At 36.6% G+C, this 17,594-nt stretch carries 16 protein-coding genes (1 of these 16 cut by a window edge); 1 reads left to right on the top strand and 15 read right to left on the bottom strand.

What is annotated here, in order from left to right:
* The 5 genes from CaldiYA01_RS10260 to yajC form a co-directional block, all read right to left on the bottom strand.
* On the bottom strand, window positions 1–690 hold the 5' portion of the coding sequence (locus tag CaldiYA01_RS10260) for a mannose-1-phosphate guanylyltransferase (RefSeq protein WP_207179383.1). The gene continues 366 nt to the left of window position 1, outside the view; only the first 690 of its 1,056 coding nucleotides appear in the window; the start codon lies at window positions 688–690; its stop codon lies off the left edge, out of view.
* 5 nt (window positions 691–695) lie between these two features.
* On the bottom strand, window positions 696–1,859 hold the full coding sequence (locus tag CaldiYA01_RS10265; protein ID WP_207179384.1) for a hypothetical protein: 1,164 nt from the start codon (window positions 1,857–1,859) through the stop codon (window positions 696–698).
* Window positions 1,860–1,927: 68 nt separating this feature from the next.
* Window positions 1,928–3,694 carry a phosphoenolpyruvate carboxykinase (GTP) gene (locus CaldiYA01_RS10270; protein ID WP_207179385.1) on the bottom strand — a complete coding sequence of 589 codons (1,767 nt, stop codon included), beginning with the start codon at window positions 3,692–3,694 and terminating at the stop codon, window positions 1,928–1,930.
* 164 nt (window positions 3,695–3,858) lie between these two features.
* Window positions 3,859–4,707, bottom strand: coding sequence for a 16S rRNA (adenine(1518)-N(6)/adenine(1519)-N(6))-dimethyltransferase RsmA (rsmA, locus tag CaldiYA01_RS10275; protein WP_207179387.1), 849 nt, complete (start codon window positions 4,705–4,707; stop codon window positions 3,859–3,861).
* A gap of 73 nt (window positions 4,708–4,780) precedes the next feature.
* On the bottom strand, window positions 4,781–5,146 hold the full coding sequence (gene yajC / locus CaldiYA01_RS10280; protein WP_207179389.1) for a preprotein translocase subunit YajC: 366 nt from the start codon (window positions 5,144–5,146) through the stop codon (window positions 4,781–4,783).
* A gap of 121 nt (window positions 5,147–5,267) precedes the next feature.
* Here yajC and CaldiYA01_RS10285 point away from each other — a divergent pair, with 121 nt between their 5' ends.
* Entirely contained in the window at window positions 5,268–6,263 is a 996-nt protein-coding gene (locus CaldiYA01_RS10285; protein WP_207179397.1) for a radical SAM protein, read from the top strand.
* A gap of 501 nt (window positions 6,264–6,764) precedes the next feature.
* Here the strand turns inward: CaldiYA01_RS10285 and CaldiYA01_RS10290 are convergent.
* The 10 genes from CaldiYA01_RS10290 to thiD all read right to left on the bottom strand — a co-directional run bounded on the left by CaldiYA01_RS10290 (window position 6,765) and on the right by thiD (window position 17,589).
* Entirely contained in the window at window positions 6,765–7,748 is a 984-nt protein-coding gene (locus CaldiYA01_RS10290; protein ID WP_207179405.1) for an ABC transporter ATP-binding protein, read from the bottom strand.
* A complete protein-coding gene (locus tag CaldiYA01_RS10295) occupies window positions 7,741–8,730 on the bottom strand; it encodes an ABC transporter ATP-binding protein (protein WP_207179408.1) in 990 nt (329 codons plus the stop codon). The genes CaldiYA01_RS10290 and CaldiYA01_RS10295 overlap by 8 nt, the downstream gene beginning before the upstream one ends.
* Window positions 8,731–8,732: 2 nt before the next feature.
* On the bottom strand, window positions 8,733–9,614 hold the full coding sequence (locus CaldiYA01_RS10300) for an ABC transporter permease (protein ID WP_207179410.1): 882 nt from the start codon (window positions 9,612–9,614) through the stop codon (window positions 8,733–8,735).
* The gene (locus tag CaldiYA01_RS10305; RefSeq protein WP_207179411.1) at window positions 9,611–10,597 is read right to left on the bottom strand and encodes an ABC transporter permease; all 987 of its coding nucleotides are present in this window, start codon (window positions 10,595–10,597) and stop codon (window positions 9,611–9,613) included. The genes CaldiYA01_RS10300 and CaldiYA01_RS10305 overlap by 4 nt, the downstream gene beginning before the upstream one ends.
* 21 nt (window positions 10,598–10,618) lie before the next feature.
* Complete coding sequence (locus CaldiYA01_RS10310) at window positions 10,619–12,427, bottom strand: ABC transporter substrate-binding protein (RefSeq protein ID WP_207179413.1); 1,809 nt, start codon at window positions 12,425–12,427, stop codon at window positions 10,619–10,621.
* A gap of 187 nt (window positions 12,428–12,614) precedes the next feature.
* Window positions 12,615–13,637: a LacI family DNA-binding transcriptional regulator gene (locus CaldiYA01_RS10315; protein WP_207179415.1), complete on the bottom strand. Its 1,023-nt coding sequence runs from the start codon at window positions 13,635–13,637 to the stop codon at window positions 12,615–12,617.
* A gap of 25 nt (window positions 13,638–13,662) precedes the next feature.
* Window positions 13,663–14,556: a glycoside hydrolase family 130 protein gene (locus tag CaldiYA01_RS10320; RefSeq protein WP_207179417.1), complete on the bottom strand. Its 894-nt coding sequence runs from the start codon at window positions 14,554–14,556 to the stop codon at window positions 13,663–13,665.
* Window positions 14,557–14,595: 39 nt separating this feature from the next.
* Window positions 14,596–15,510 (bottom strand): glycoside hydrolase family 130 protein, encoded by a 915-nt coding sequence (locus CaldiYA01_RS10325; protein WP_207179419.1) that lies wholly within the window; start codon window positions 15,508–15,510, stop codon window positions 14,596–14,598.
* A 171-nt stretch (window positions 15,511–15,681) separates the two neighbouring features.
* Window positions 15,682–16,755, bottom strand: a complete 1,074-nt coding sequence (gene tgt / locus CaldiYA01_RS10330; protein WP_207179421.1) for a tRNA guanosine(34) transglycosylase Tgt — start codon at window positions 16,753–16,755, stop codon at window positions 15,682–15,684.
* 54 nt (window positions 16,756–16,809) lie between these two features.
* Complete coding sequence (gene thiD, locus CaldiYA01_RS10335; protein ID WP_207179422.1) at window positions 16,810–17,589, bottom strand: bifunctional hydroxymethylpyrimidine kinase/phosphomethylpyrimidine kinase; 780 nt, start codon at window positions 17,587–17,589, stop codon at window positions 16,810–16,812.
* Between the last annotated feature and the right edge of the window lie 5 nt (window positions 17,590–17,594).

Consider the following 17,594-nt stretch of genomic DNA (forward strand, 5'->3'; position numbering starts at 1 on the left):
CTCAATGTAACTCTCGGTGGAAATTGAAGAAAATATTTTCATAAAAATATCATAGTAGTGGGGCATGTATCTCTTTAGTTCTTTCAAAAATACAGAAATTTTGAAGATGTAAATGCCACTATTCCAAAAGTACTTCGATTTTACTAAATACCTTGCCCTCTTTGCATCAGGTTTTTCGACAAATCTTTCTACTGTAAATACTCCATTTTCAAGTTCCCTTCCAAGCTTTATATATCCATAATTTGTATCACCTCTTGTTGGAGCAATTCCAAAACAGATTATATAGCCTTTTTTGGCAATCTCATAACCTCTTTTTATGGCATTTTCAAATTTGTCTTTTTTAGAAATGAAATGGTCAGAAGGAAAAATTCCCAAAACGCTATCTGGGTCCTTTTTCAAAATATGAATACACGCCAAGCTTACGCACGCAAGTGTCTCTTTTTGTTCAGGTTCAAAAATTAAATTATCTTCCTTAACATTCGGTAAAAGTATCCTGAGATGTTCACGGTAATTTATATGGGTGACTATATGAATTTTCTCTGGCGGTATTATTCTCTTTACTCTGTCATAGGTCATTTCAAGAAAACTTTTATCACCTATAATTTGTAAAAATTGTTTTGGAAATGTTTTTCTGCTCTTTGGCCAAAGTCTGACACCCGCACCGCCAGACAAAATGCAAGCCCAGTCCATAACTTTTATTCTTCCTTCTCTATAAGCTCTAAGCTCATCTTAAAGTAACCTTCTTTGCCATCTATGACTTTTCCATCTCTTGTGACAAACTCAGAAAATCCAAACGACTTTGCAACCTTTTCTGTCTCCTCTGAAAACTCTGCCGGCACTAAAATCTCAACTCTATCTCTTTTTCTTTTGGATCTTCTGTAACCGATAATCAAATACCCATGTTCGGATACAAGATTGAATACAAATGGGTTAAATATAACATACAAAAATGGATGCAGATGAGATATGCTGATTATATCCTTTTTCTCAATTTTAAACCATTTGACCTTGTCGTCAGAAAACGGATCAAATCTTTCACACTTTTCTTTCAACTCTTCAAAAATTCTCTTCCAAATTTTTTTGTCACCAAATTCTAATATGCAGTAATTTTTTTCAACATCGAAATGAAAGTTTTCTTCTCTACTCTCATCCTGGTAAGCCTTTTGAAGTTCTTGGAAAACACTCTCAACTATTTCAGAAGACTCTTCTTCTTTTTCTGATTTTTCGGCCAACTCTTTGGTAAGCTCATCTTCTGCTTCTTGTTCTTTTGTCTGCATGATTTCTTTTTCACCATCTTCGTTGCAATTCTCACCCAAGCTTTGGTCACCATCTTTTGAAGTAAAACTCTCAGCTTTTTCTTCTTTCTTTACTTTTGTTTCTTTTTTTTCATCGTGATTATCTATCTCTTTTTTATCTTCATTTTTCTTACTTTCACCCTTTTCAAAACTTCTCAGAATATCTCTTTCCATTTCATATAAACTACTATCATCAAAGCTTCCTATCAGAATGAAATTAGGTTTCTCTTTCCTCTCTTTTGCAATAGCAAATCCGGAAATGTCAGAAAGTTTTAAGCTGCTTTTGAACAAATTAAACCTACTTGTGGAAAGAAACTGGACAATATTCCCTTTTTGCGGTTTTGAAAGTGCAGTCAAAAACACTGGAAAATATCCATCCGATTTTTTCACAACACCCCAAAAAGTAATCTTATCTTCTGCCTCTTCAAATCCCTGGATAACAATTTCCAAGTTAGTGCTGTCTACAATTGCCTGAACCTTGACATATCCAAACGGGATTTTTCCTTTCTGTTCAATTCCCTTTAAGATTACAACAAATCTTGTGAACGGCAAATTTTCTATCAAAATAAAAGACCTCCTTCACAATCTTTATATCAGTATATGAAGGAGGCCTTATGTTAGGTGATTTATTTCTATTTTAAAAGTCTTTGTTTTAGCTTTTCATTTTCTTCAATAAGCTCTCTCGGGAGCCTATCTCCAAACTGGCTTAAAAACTCTCTTGAATCCTCAGCCTCTTTTAACCACAATTCTTTGTCTATCTCAAGAAGCTTTTCTACTGTCTCTTTGTCTATATCAAGACCATCTAAGTAAAGGTCATCAACATATGGCACATAACCAATTGGAGTCTCTTTTGCTTCTACTTTGTCTTCACATCTTTCGATTATCCACTTGAGCACTCTCAAGTTCTCACCAAACCCAGGCCAGATAAACTTGCCATTTTCGTCTTGTCTAAACCAGTTTACATGGAAAATCTTTGGCGGGTTTGGAATCTTCTTGCCCATCTCAAGCCAGTGCGCAAAGTAGTCTGCCATGTTATAGCCACAGAATGGAAGCATTGCCATCGGGTCGCGACGAACAACACCAACCTTGCCCATTGCAGCAGCAGTTGTTTCAGATGCCATAGTAGCACCGATATATACACCATGCTGCCAGTCAAATGCCTCATACACAAGTGGTGCAACCTTTGCACGTCTGCCGCCAAATATTATTGCCGAAATGGGTACGCCATTTGGATTTTCCCACTCCTTTGAAATTGATGGACACTGACTGGCAGGCGCTGTAAATCTTGCGTTCGGGTGCGCACCCTTTTCACCACTGTCTTTTGTCCATGGTCTTCCAAGCCAGTCAATACCTCGCTCTGGCGGCTCTTCGTCCATGCCTTCCCACCATACTGTTCCATCTTCTTTTAAAAGAACATTTGTATATATAGTATTTCTCTTTATGGTTTCCATGGCATTTGGATTTGTCTTATAACTTGTGCCAGGTGCAACTCCAAAAAACCCTGCTTCAGGGTTGATGGCCCAAAGCCTTCCATCCTCGCCTATTCTCATCCATGCAATGTCATCCCCCACAGTCCACACCTTGTAGCCCAGCTTTTTAAGAGGCTCTGGTGGAATAAGCATAGCTAAGTTTGTCTTACCACACGCGCTTGGAAAAGCACCTGCAATGTATGTTACCTTGCCGCTTGGGTCCTCAATTCCGACAATGAGCATGTGCTCTGCAAGCCAGCCTTCTTTCCTTCCCAGATAACTTGCAATTCTGAGTGCAAAACATTTCTTTGAAAGAATAACGTTACCACCATAACCTGAATTGACGCTCATAATTGTGTTGTCCTGCGGGAAATGACAGATGTATCTCTTTTCTGGATCAAGAGTTGCTTTGGAGTGAAGTCCTTTTACAAAATCAGGTGAGCTTCCTAAATGCTTTAATGCAACATCGCCAATCCTTGCCATGATTCTGAGGTTCAAAACAACATATATGCTGTCTGTAAGCTCAATTCCCACCTTTGAATATTGTGAACCAACAGGTCCCATCAAGTATGGAACAACGTACATTGTTCTTCCTTTCATTGAGCCGTCAAAAAGTGAGTAGAGCATCTTGTAAGCTTCGTTTGGGTCCATCCAGTTATTAGTCGGACCTGCTTCTTCTTTTGTTGGTGTGCAGATAAACGTTCTGTCTTCAACCCTTGCAACATCGCTCGGATGCGTTCGGTGAAGGTAACATCCAGGAAGCTTTTCTTGGTTGAGCTCCATAAGTTCTCCTGACTCAAGAGCTTCTTTTATAAGCCTTTGTTTTTCTTCCTCAGAACCATCTATCCAGACAATCTTGTCTGGTTTTGTGATTTTTGCCATCTCATCAATCCATTCATACACTGAGGGATGTAAGTTCACCTTTACCACCTTTTCTCCACCACCTTGCAAGTTTTGTTTATGATAATTGCAATTTGTATTATATTATACCTCATTAATGTTGAAATTGTCAAAAATAAAATAGCATTTTTAAGAATAAATGAAACATAACCACACACCAAATTGCATTTGTTACCAGGTATTAAGATCTTCTTTTAACTTTTAAAAAATTCCTCTTCAAAGCACTGGTAAAGTCTTACATAATCATCCAGCGATAAGTCTTCTGCTCTTAAATTTTCATCAAGTCCAGCCATGTGGATAATCTTTTTTAGCTCATCTTTTGCAATATCAAGCTGATTTGAAAGAGCATTTAGAATTGTCTTTCGGCGGGTTGAAAAACATGCATGGACTATTTTAAAAAACTTTTTTTCATCAACATTTGGCTTTTCAATTTTGAACCTTGCTCTTAAGACCGCAGAGTCAACCTCTGGCTTTGGATAAAAAACATTTTTGCTAACATAAAAGTAATCCTCTATCTCACAGTAAAAGTTCATTGCAACTGTGAGATTTCCATACTCTTTTGTCCCTGGTTTTGCCAAAAGCCTTTGCGCAACCTCTTTTTGAACCATTATGGTAAACTTCTCTATACACTCTCTTTCTTCAAAAAGTTTGAAGAGTATCTGCGATGTGACATAATATGGCAGATTGCCAACAACATATACCTTATTACCATTTGTTAAATTTTTAACATTAAGTTCAAGAAAGTCACTATTTACTATTTGGAGGTTTGAAAGGTTCTGGCAAACATCTTTTAAAACATTCAATATCTTTTTGTCAATCTCAACTGCAACTACCTTCTGCGCAGTTTTTGCCAAATAAACTGTAAGTGTTCCAGGGCCAGCACCTATCTCAATAACTTCTTTTCCTTCCGTTTGGGAAAATAAAATGATTTTTCTTACTACATTTTCATCAACCAAAAAATTCTGTCCAAGCTTTTTATTTGGAGAAAGTCCATATTTTTTAAGAAGATTTAAAAGTTCCGATTTAGTAATGGCTCCATCCACTCCTTTTAAAGTTTACCTTCAGTATTAAAAATAAATGGCTCTGAAGACATTAAGCCCTCAGAACCATTTCTTTTTAATCTTTTTGTTCAGCCTTTTTCAAAACCTCTTTGACCGCCCACTTGTAAATTTTGAGTTTTACCCTGTCTGCCCCCACTTCAATTGTTAAAATATCATCCTTGATATTCACAATCTTGCCGATAATTCCAGCGTTTGTAACTATCTCATCTCCAACAATTAAAGAATTAATCATCTCTCTGAACTGTTTCTCTCTTCTTCTCTGTGGAACAATTATGAGAAGGTAAAGAACTACAAACATCAATATCAGAGGTATGAACTGTGCAAGCAGAGCAATTGCTGTTGCACCTGCTGGTGCCTGCTGCTGAGAGCTTTGATTGCCTGCTGCATACGCAATTTCAAATAAAAGATTACTCAAGATCATAAACTTTTTATCCCCCTGCCACCATTTGATTTTTTTAATTAGAATTATGCATAATAATATTATAACAGTTATCAAAAAATAGGCAAGCATTTTTGAAAAACTAAAAAGGAGGTTGCAAAAATTGGAAAAATCTGTTGGAAAACTTAAAATTGAAAGGCTTTTTTCGGGTGGTGTCATCACAAACTACTACTGTTCTTCTGCCTGTAAACACTGTCTTTACAACAGCTCTCCATCCTGGAAAAAAGAATATATGACAGAGGAGATGGCAGACAAAGTATTCAAGACCTTAAAAAACTTTGGAGTTTTCTCGGTTCACATAGGCGGTGGAGAACCTTTTTTGAATTTTGAAGGACTAAAAAAGGTCATCAATAGAGCAAATGAAAATGGGATTTACATTGAGTACATAGAGACAAACGCTTCGTGGGTTGAAAATGAAGATGAGGTGAAAAGAAGATTAAAAGAATTAAAAAATCTCGGAATTGAAACAATACTTGTCTCAATCAGCCCTTTTCACAATGAATACATTCCATTTAAAAAGGTATTAAAATTAATCAAACTTCTTGATGATGTTGGTATCAGAATTTTCCCTTGGATTGAAAGCTTTGCAAATGAAATTAAAAGACTGAACATCGACAAGACACATTCTCTTTCTGAATACAAAGATTTATTCGGGGAAAACTATATAAAGCTTCTTCCTCAAAGGTATTATCTTACCCTAAACGGAAGAGCAATCAAAACATTTGAAGAATATTTTCCAACAAAATCTGCTGATGACATAATTAAAAACTCACCTGCATGTTTTGAACTTTATAGCAAAAGCCATTTTCACATGGACCTTTTTGGAAATTTTATTCCAAATCCATGTGTTGGATTTAGAATCTCAATAGATGACCTTGGAAAAGAGCTTGACTCAAGCAAATACTTTTTTGTAAACTTACTCTACACTAAAGGAATAAAAGGTCTATTTGAGTTTGCAAAAGAAAATTATGATTATACACCATCAAAAAAATTTTTAAACAAATGCAGCCTGTGTTTTGATATTCGAAAATTTTTGGTGTCAGAAAAAAACGTAGAAGTACCTGATTTGGGACCAAGAGAGTTTTATTTAAACTTTTAAATCCTTCAGGTATTATACCTGCTTCCATCATCCACAAATACAATCTTGCTCTTGTTTGATATTTGTCCCTTTTTAAAAAGGTATCAAACTTTTGCAACATCTTTTCAATGGTGTAAGGGAGCATTTCTTTTTCGTTATAGCATGGGTTTACGAAGTAGACTTTTGGAGACATTGTTGCTATACCCTAATTGTTTATTCTTTATAACATTTTACATTACCAAGTTTAACAATGATTGAACGTTTTGTAAACAATTTTTTAACATAATATTTTCGGCTGAAAATAAAAAAATGAGGCTACTTTTTCCAAAATAGCCCCTTATTTGTGTTTGGACATTTTCAATATTATTGCTATTCCAATAACTGCAAATACGATTGATAAAATAACCAAGTAAAGTTCTATACCACCTTTTCGGAAACTCAAAAGCCACACCAGAGAAAAAATAATTATAATCAAGAATAAGGTAAAATAGAATCGTCTTAACCTCATCTATTTCTCCCTACCTAAATATTTTCAAAAACATGGCATGCAACCCAGTGACTGTGAGATATCATTTCAAGCTGTGGTGTTTCATTTAGACATTTATCAGTAAAATAATTACAAGCATGTGCAAAAGGACAACCTTGTGTTCCTGGCTTTCTCACAGGAGGATCATACGACCTGAGCTGCTCCACCTTTCTTTTTCTTGCTAACTCAGGGTCGGCAATCGGGCTGGAATTTAAAAGCACTTTTGTATAAGGATGCACAGGATTTGTAGTTATCTCTTTGCTTGAGCCTTTTTCAACAATCCTTCCACCATACAAAACAGCCATCTCACCTTTTTCATAAGTAAAATACCTTGCTGCACCTATATCGTGCAAAACAAGAATTACTGTAATGTTTTTCTTCTCATTTAAGTCCTTGAGCAGTTTTATTATGGCAGCCCTAAGGGACATATCAATCATGCTTATAGGCTCATCTGCTACTATTATCTCTGGATTTGCTGTCAATGCTCTTGCAATTGCAAGTCTTTGTCTGCCTCCACCAGATAAATGATGGGGATATTTATTAAAAAAATAATCTGGTGGTGTAAGCCCTACCATCTCAAGAAGGTCATATACGCGCTTTTCTAACCTCTCTCCACTCAGTCCTTCACACCTCTTTAATGGGTCTGCTATTATTTTGTAAATGGTTTTTGACGGATGCAAAGAAGCATATGGGTCTTGATGAATGTACTGAACCTTTCTTCTTATAACACTATAATCCCTTCTCCACTCATCTAAACTCTTATTAAACCAGTATATCTTCCCCTCTGTCGGCACTTCAAGGTTTGTTAATATTCTTGCCAGGGTGGTTTTACCCATTCCACTTTCTCCAATAATAACTAACCTATCTCCCCTTTTTATTTCCAAATTTATATCATCCAGCACCAATTTATATCTTTTTTTAAACAGACCTTGCGAAAACACCTTGCTCACATGTTCAGCTCTTAGGGCAATCTCATTCATCTTTACATCCTCCTTCGTTATACAAGTGACATGCAACCTTTACATTGTCCGGCAATTTTATAAGCTGTGGCCTTTCTTTCTTACAAATCTCCATAGCATATTCACAGCGAGGATGAAATCTGCAACCAGAAGGAGGATTTAGCAAACTTGGTGGGTCACCCGGGATAGCTCTTACTTTTGACATATCTGCGTTTATTGCCATTATTGAATTTATCAGCCCTTGCGTATATGGATGCTTAGGTTCTTTAAAAATCTTTTCTGTGGGGCTACTTTCTACCAAACATCCACCGTAGATTACAAAAATATTGTCTGCAAGCTCTGCTGCCACTGCGATATCGTGGGTAACAAATATGAGTGTTATGTTCATCTGTGTTTTTAATTCCTTGAGAAGCTGTACTATATGTGCTTGGGTCAAGACATCCAGCGCAGAAGTCGGTTCATCCAAAATTAGAATTTCCGGTTCTAAAAGCAGTGCCAAAGCAATTAGTACTCTCTGTTTCATTCCACCAGATAATTGCATTGGATAAGCATAAAGCACAGTTTCAGGATTAAGTCTTACCATTTTTATCTTCTCTGATGCTTTGTTAATTAACTCATCCTTGCTCCAGTTAAGCCCATGTGCCTCTATGGTATCTCTAAAATGGTCAATAATCTTCATGGTAGGGTTTAATGACTGCTGAGCGGCCTGTGGAACAAGAGCTATTTTCTTCCATCTTATCTTCCTCAGTTCATCTTCCTTCATTTCTAATAAATCAAATCCCACAGTCCGGTAAAATACTTTTCCAGAGAGTATTCGCCCATTTGGTGGTAGAGTTCTTGTAATAGCTTCTATAATTGTACTTTTTCCAGACGCACTTTCTCCCACTATTGCCGTGACTGTATTCTCAAAAATTTCAAAAGAAACATCTTCAGTTGCTTTTATTGTCCCTTCTCTTACTAAGTATACTGCTTTAAGGCTTGACACTTCCAATAAACAATTCATCTTTATTCATGCCCCCGAAGCTTAGGATTAAACACTTCTTCAATCCCTTGAGCCAATAATATGCCACCATAAATCAACAAAACAATGTTGAGTATTACAAAAAATGGATAATGGAAACCTTTTGGCGTATATAGTGCTCCTGCTTGATATAAAGCATAGTTTAGCATTACTCCCCAGTGAGTAGGGTCAAATTTAGCAAGACCTAAAAACATCAATCCTATGGAGAACTCCATTGCACTTTTCAGCTGTGTTACAAAATTTACAAATATATAAGGTATTAATAATTTTGCAATGTCACTGAACAATATGTAACCCAGCCCCATATTCAACATCCTAGAAGCCTCAACAAATTCTCTTGATTTTACCGTCAGCACTTGAGCTGCAATCTGTTTTGCTAAAGGTGCCCACAACCATATCGCAACTATCAATGCAACCTCTACTGTGTTCAATTTTGTATCAGCAAATATTGCAGCTAAAATTAAAAGTGCAGGGAAAGAAGGAATCACCAAAAACACAGTGATTATTGCATCTAATAATTTTCCACCAATTCCTTCCAAATATCCTCTTGCTACCCCAACAACTGTACCTATAATTACTGCAAACAAGCTTGCAAAAAGTGTAAGGGAAATTACTGACCTTGAACCGTGCACAATCTGCTGAAAAATATCTACCCCAAAATAATCTGTCCCAAATGGATGTTGTAAAGAAGGTCTTTGATACCTGTTTGCAAAATCAGAATTCATGTTGAGCGGAACTATCATTGGACCAATTGTTGCCATTAAAACAAAAAATAACAATATAATAGAACCTGCTAACGATTTTTTGTTTGAAATAAGTGGTTGAACATAATCATAAAAGAAATCTAAAAACCTTTTTTTCCTCATTTTAGCTTCACCCTTGGATCAATTAATGCATACACAATTTCAGCAATAAAGGTTGCAACAATTACTCCTATCACTATCAAAGAAAACAAACCTGTCAAAAGCCCAAAATCTCTCACAGCTATTGCTTTGCCAAAATAAAATCCTATCCCAGGATAATTAAATATCGATTCTACCAATGTATGTCCTCCTAACATGTATCCAATTGAAATGGCCAAACTTGCAATTAGCGGAAGCATAGCATTGTTTTTTATATATTTGTTTGCAATTACAGAATCTTTCAAACCTCGTGCTTGAGCAAACCTGATATAGTCTTCTTCCATAATTTGGGATGTATTTCCTCTCATTGCAAGCGCCCATGCAGCCATTTGAGGAATGGCTGTAGCAAACATAGGTCCGAGCGCATGATGTATAATTTTCAAAATAAAGCTCAATGAAAATGAGGGTTCCATATCAACCGGATATGCGCCACCTAATGGAATTACACGTAACCTCACTGCAAAAATGAACAAAATTAAAACAGCTAATACAAAAGGCGGTATTGCTTGAATTATGCTTGCTATCCCAGAGATTACTAAATCAATTATTGTACCACGCTTTTGAGCAGCAAAAGACCCAAGATAAATTCCAACCAAAAAACTTACTAACGTTGCCAAAGAAATCACAAACAATGTCCATGGAAGCGCTTTGGCAATTATTTCATTTACACTTGTCTGATAAAATGAGGAGTAACCAAAATTACCTTTGAGCAGGTTCGAAATAAATCTCCCGTATCGAACAATTAAAGGTTCATGTGGGTCAATTCCCATTAATTTGTGCGCTATTTCGAGTGCCCGTTCCATTTCCATATTTCGCTGTTGTGCTATTGAAACAGCCAGGCCATAAGCGGGGTCGCCTGGCATTTTATTCACCAGGACAAAAACCCCGCTTATAGCTATAAGAAGTACAATAATCAGATAGACCAGTCTATCAACCACATACTTCAACTTTTATTTGCCCTCCACACGTTATTTTTTAGGCGCTAGCTTGCCTGTTGTAATCAGAAGATTGTAGACTCTTTCTATTCCACCAGGAGCAAGAGACCAAATTGGGTCATCTTTTGCAGGCCAACCTGTGACCTTTTTATCAGAATAGTAAATTGGCAAAACCTTTTCAAACAAAGGTATAATAGGCAAGTACTCATTTGTAATGTATGCTAATTTTTGAACAACATCTATAGATTTTTTCTTATCTTGTGCAACATCTCTCAGCTGCTCAGTCAAATCGTAAGGTGAGAATTTACCCCATGGTGTAGAATATTTATCCTTTGATGGGAATTTTGTGATATTGTATAAATCTGCTTCATACAATCTCATGTATCCGTTATAAGGATGCGGATAACCTTGCCATGTAACTCCAAACTCAATCGCAGCTTCATAGTCCCCACTCTTCATAACCTGGTCTCGCATTCCATCAGGAATAAGCTTCATTTCTACCTTAAATCCAAAATTATTCAGTTGCTGCACAACCTCACGAGCTGCCAATACCCAGTCGCTGTGCGGACCATACACGGACAATGTAAATGCTACAGGCTGACCATTTGGCTGCTGCCATGTAGTTCCAACTTTTTTGTATCCGGCTTTTTTCAATACTTCTTCCGCCATTTTGGCGTTTGTTGCGTATTTGGTCAATTTACTCAAAGTGTCTTTGGATATCCATTTTGATTCCATGCTTTTTAAAATTCCGTGAGCATATGGGGAGCATGTAGATGCCTGCCATACAGCTACATCTCTTACTTTGGATTTATCTAATACATAAGCAATAGCTTTTCTGAGGTTTACATCTTTAAACAGTGGCTTTTGATAGTTGAACACCAAAGCTATTTCAGACAAGTCTGTTGTTGTTTTAACCTTTAAGGATGGATTAAGTATAGTAAGCTGTTCAACCACATCCTTTGGCATGTTTGGATGAGCTGCATAAATCTCACCCGAAATCAATGATGCCCAAACAAATTCATTAGAAGACCATCTTCTGAATGTGATTCTATTAATTTTCATTTTTGGATACAACCAATGATATTTGTTTGCAGTTAATACCATTTCAGATTGGGTAATCTTTGTTGGTTCGAATGAACCTATAACTGGCATTCTTTTTAGAGTTTTAAAGGGTGAAAAAGCATTTACCTGTTTTCTCAAATCATCAGCTTTTTTGTCATAGGTGCTTTTCAGTTGAGCATCTGGAGTTTTACCAGAAGAGCTTATTGCAAATATCTTTTTACCAAGCTCAGCAACTTCTTTTGCCAGATTAGCCCACTTGCTATAAACATGATATGGAGCTAAAGCTGGAATTGCAGCATCGGTCAATATTGTATGAACAAATGACTGAGGAGCATCTTTTGAAAGTGTAAAAACTACCGTGTAATCATTTGGAGCAGTCACATTCTCAATCTCATAAGGCCATTGCCACATAGCTTGAATGAAATTAACAGAATTGATTACATCCTTGGCAGTAAAAGGCTTGCCATCACTGAATTTTGCGTTTTTGCGCAGAGTTACTGTAACTTTTCCTTTTTCTATTTTCCAGCTCTCTGCTAATCTTGGAATGTACTCATCACTTTGTGGGATGTAATAAGCAAACGGTTCATAAACAAACCACCATGCCCCTCCTACTGCCCCTGCTCCAAAAGGATTACCATGGAAAGGATACGGCCAATCAGTTGCCAACCTCAGTTCACCTGCAGAAGATGTTGAAGAAGCGCCAAGACTAATTCCCATTAAGCCTATAAAGAAAATACCCAATACAAGAACTGCAATCAACCTTTTTACACGATTTGACATTTTGAAACCTCCTTTACATTATTTCTTTATGATTTGACAAAAAACAAAGACTTTTTTAAAACAGCTGATGTTTAAATTATATATCTTTTTGTGAAATATGTCAAGTGATTTTTGCTTGAATTTTGTCGTTATTTAAATTTATTTTACAAAGGAAGCCCTCTTACCTGAGCTTCCTTTGTAGTAAAACTTAAATATTTTTTATGGATTTGCGGATATTCAATCTGCAAAATATTCTTATATCTTCTGCAGGCTTTGAAGGGAAGTCTATTCTTTCAAGAAGCTGTTTGACTGCTCTTTTACCATAATAATCTCTGTCGATATGAATCATTGAAAGAGAAGGCTTGAAATGCTTCACCAGTTCAGTATCATCAAATCCTACAACAGCTATATCTCTTGGAATTTGCAATCCCATATCTTTCAGGGTGTTTGCTGTAACCAGTGTAGACAAATCGCTAACGCAGAAAAATGCTTCAGGTACCTTTTTCAAACCTCTCAAAAATTCCTGAATTTCTGGTTCTGGATTTTTGCTGAAATCCTTAAAACCTTCTATCTTGCATACCTCCCTATCTATTTTAAACCCAAATTGTTCATGTGCTTCAACAAATCCCTGCCACCTTTCTTTATAACTAATTGCATGATTTATATCCCCTATAAAACCAATATGTTTATATCCTTTGGAAATCAAAAAAGTTATTGCGGCTTTGGTGGAACGTCGATTGTCTGTGTTCACCGTATCTATCCAATTACTTTCTACAAGATTGTCTATTATTACGGTGGGAATTCTCATTTCTTCAATTTTATCAATAATTTCTTTACCAACAGAAGAAACAATAATTATACCTTTAAAGCTACTATTAGATAAGATTTCATCAAGGCTTGTTTCCTCTTCAGAGGAAATGCAGTATAAACTAAACTCAAATCCATTTTTTCGAATTTCATTCTCTACAGAGTACACAATTGCACTGAAAAAATACGGGTCCTGCAGCACATTTGCTGTCATAATTAAACCTATTGTACCTTTTTCAATTTCTTTCTCTTTGAACTTATACCCAAGCTCTTTTGCGGTTTGCAAAACAAGCTGCCTTGTTTTTTCAGAAACACCTGGCTTGTTAGATAAAGCAACTGAAACTGCGTTTTTTGATATATTCAATTTCTTGGCTATATCTTCCAGCGTTACGCTCTTTCTTCTTTTTCTAATTTCTATATCCATGTTTAACCCCTTTTTTGAAATATTTCTACTCAAATTTTATCTCTCTCAAGTTTAATCTTGCAACACCAATAACAGTATCAGCTCCTCCATAATAAACTAAAAGATCTTCTCCCAGTTGAACATGACCACAACTAAAAACAACATTGGGAATGTAACCATTTATTTCCCAGTCAAGCTCTGGTTCAAGAATGGGTTCATCTTGCCGTGATAAAATTTTAGTAGGATCTTTTTTATCTAAAAGTAAAATTCCCAAACGATAGATATTCAAATGATCAGCAGCATGGTAAATAACAATATACCCATACCTGTGTTCAATAGGCGGACCAGCAACTCCTACACGACTACTTTCCCATGTATTTGGTCTTATTTTTACAACTTCTACGTGATCTGTCCAGTTTTTTAAATCTTCAGAGAAAGCAAGCCACATGTTTGGGTACCTGCGATGAAACATCACATACCGTCCCTCTATTTTCTTCGGAAATAATGCCGCATCTTTGTTAGGTTCATCAAGCACAATGCCAATTCTTTCCCATGTAATAAGATTTCTTGATTTTGCAATCATTATCCTGTAATCTCCTTCAAATCTGTTACCAAAACCTGTGTAAGTCATATAAAAAGTGTCGCCTATTCTTACGATTCTTGGGTCCTCAATTCCTCTTCTCTCTTGTTCGCACACAGCTACCATCACAGGCTTGTCAAATCTGAAAAAGTTTATTCCATCAGTTGATACGGCATACCCAATTCGAGAAATATATGCTCCATATTTTTCGTGTGGTGGAAGGTCTGTTGCTCTATACAATATATGGACTAGCCCTCTGTAATATATTGCAGCAGCATTAAAAACAGCAGAACGCTGCCAATCATCATCCTTTTTGGGTTCCAATACAGGTTTAGTAGAAAGTCTTTCAAGTTTTATCATAATATTTATACCCCTTTCTTTTTCAGCTATTTAACTTGACTAAAACTTTATCTTTTCTATTTCAATTCCAGCAACTCCTATGCATGTATCACATGCTCCGTAATAAACAAGCAACATCCCATCAAATATACACTGTCCACAACTGAACACAACATTCGGTACAAGTCCTTTTCTCTCCCATTCAAGTTCAGGTTCCAAAATAGGTTCTTCTTGACGTGCCACAACTTTTGCAGGGTCTTCCCTATCCAAAAGAGCTGCCCCTAACCTATATGTTTTTTCTTCATCAACTCCATGATAAATCAATAACCAACCGTCTTCTATTAAAATGGGGGGCCCTGCTATGCCTATCTTATAACTGTCCCATTTGCCCTCTCGAGGTGTCATGATGATCTTGTGATCTTGCCAATGTACAAGGTCATCTGAAAAAGCCACCCAGATGGAAGGAGGACGTCTATGATAAAGCATATATTTCCCTTTTACTTTTTCTGGATGCAAAGCACCATCTTTATTAGGCTCATCGAGAAGCATTTTTCTTTCATTTGTCCAATTTATAAGATCTAGGGATGAAATTAGAGAAATTCTAATATCATCCCAACTCCTTCCACCAAAAGCCGTATAAACCATATAAAATCTGCCATCAAGATAAGTTATTCTTGGATCTTCCATCCCCCAATCTTCTTGTTCTCCTTGTCCTTGAAGCAAAGGAAGTGGCATCCTTTCAAAATTAATCCCATCTTTACTTTTTGCATATCCTATTGAAGAGACAAATTTATAATCCTGCTGAGGTTGAGGAAACGAAAGAGCTTCAAAAGTATTGTTACATGCTCTGTAAAACAAGTGAATGTATCCATTATGGTAAATTACACCTGGATTGAAAACAGCCTTTGATTCCCAAGCGTTTGTTGGAATTGGTTCTAATATTGGTTTTTGTGATAGTCTTTTTAACTTAAACAAATCCATCCTCCTTTGTATCTGAAAAATTTAAAATTGTTATTTGCTTTTTTACTTTAATTATATAGTTTCGTAACGTTAAAATCAATTGACTTTTAGTAAAAAATAAATTTATCTTCATGGTAATAATGCACAAAAAAATAAGGGGAATATTCCCCTTTAAATAAATTCTTTTTATATCCTATCCTCTTCAATATCCTTTCTCAGCTTTTCCATGAACCTTAGCAAAAATCTTACATTGTGGATAGAAAGCAAAATTGCCCCCAGGATTTCCTCAGCTTTAATCAAGTGCCTCAAGTAAGCGCGGGTAAAGTTCTGGCATGTGTAGCAGTCACAATCCTCCTCAATGGGTCTGAAGTCCTTTGCATACTGAGCATTTTTTATAATCATCCTGCCCTCTTTTGTGAAAACTGTTCCATTTCGAGCAGTTCGCGTTGCAAACACACAGTCGAACATGTCAACACCGCGAATGACAGATTCATACAGGCAGTCTGGTGTTCCAACTCCCATCAAGTAGCGAGGTTTATCTTCTGGCAGGATTGGGTGCAAAACTTCTATCATCTCATACATGAGCTCTTTTGGCTCACCAACAGAAAGTCCTCCTATTGCATAGCCGGGGAGATCTTCTTCAATTGTGCGCTTTGCACTCTCTATCCTCAAGTCCTTGTAAGTTGAACCCTGCACTATCCCAAACAGAGCCTGATTTTCTGTGTTTTTGTGATGAGCTTTGCATCTTTTGAGCCATCTTGCTGTTCTCTCAACTGCCCATTTTGCATATTCATGGTCAACAGGGTATGGCACACACTCATCAAACGCCATTATGATGTCAGAACCTAAAATGTTTTGTATCTCTATCACCTTTTCGGGTGTGAAAAAGTGCCGAGAACCATCTATGTGCGACCTGAACTCAACGCCATCGTCTGTGATTGTTCGAAGTTTGCCGAGTGAAAACACTTGAAACCCGCCACTGTCGGTTAAAATTGGTTTTTGCCAGTTCATGAACCTGTGAAGTCCACCTGCTTCTTTTATGACATCTATTCCAGGTCGAAGATACAAATGGTACGTGTTTGCCAAAATTATCTGAGTTCCCATCTCGTACAGGTCCCTGTGCATAATTGCCTTGACTGTTGCTTGTGTTCCAACTGGCATGAAAACCGGTGTTTCAATCACTCCGTGTGGTGTGTAGAGTCTTCCTCGTCTTGCATTGGATTTATTGCTCTTTTTAATTAGCTCAAACTTTATTGCCACTTTTTCCTTGCCCCTTCCTGTAAAAATCCTTCGAAATATTTATAATGAAAAAACCTATGGGTTTAAAATGAGCTTTCCATTTCCGATTTTTGTAGACTTATATATTAGGTTTGAAACATACTCTTTGGTGCTTATCAAGGCATCATACATATTATATCCCTTTGCAAGGAAAGTGGCAAATGCAGTCGAAAATGCACAACCAGTCCCGTGAATGCTATCTGTAAAGCCTTGTTTTTTTGCATGTACTTTAAAAATATCATTATGTGTTATCAAAACATCCTCTGCAACCTCGCCAGGAAGATGACCGCCTTTTAGGATGCATGATTTTATTCCCATTTTCTTCATTCTTTCTTGAACGCAGCTTAGAACATCTTCATCAAAATTTTTAATTTCCACATCAAAAATGACTTCTGCCTCATTTTTGTTGGGTGTTATTACATCACAAGCTTTGAAAAACTCATACTTTAAAAATTCTATAAACTCACTTTTACAAAACTCAAAACCGCTTGTGGATTTCAAAACCGGGTCACACACTACTTTTTTAAGATTGTACCTTTTTAAGTTTCTCAGCACAACAACTGCTATCTCAGAACTTCCTAAAAGTCCAATCTTGACACTATCTGGCTTTATATCTTCAACCACTTTTTGAAGCTGATACTCAAAAAAATGAGGGTCTATGGGTTTTAAGTCATAGACCCTTTGAGTATCCTGGACTGTCAAAGATGTTACTACAGATGTTGCATAACTATTCAACGCCCTCACAACTTTTACGTCAAGCAAAACGCCTGCACCACCTGATGGGTCAAACCCGGCAATTATGAGCACTTTTTTCATCTTTC

It is taken from the genome of Caldicellulosiruptor diazotrophicus (assembly GCF_017347585.1).
Classification (GTDB): domain Bacteria; phylum Bacillota; class Thermoanaerobacteria; order Caldicellulosiruptorales; family Caldicellulosiruptoraceae; genus Caldicellulosiruptor; species Caldicellulosiruptor diazotrophicus.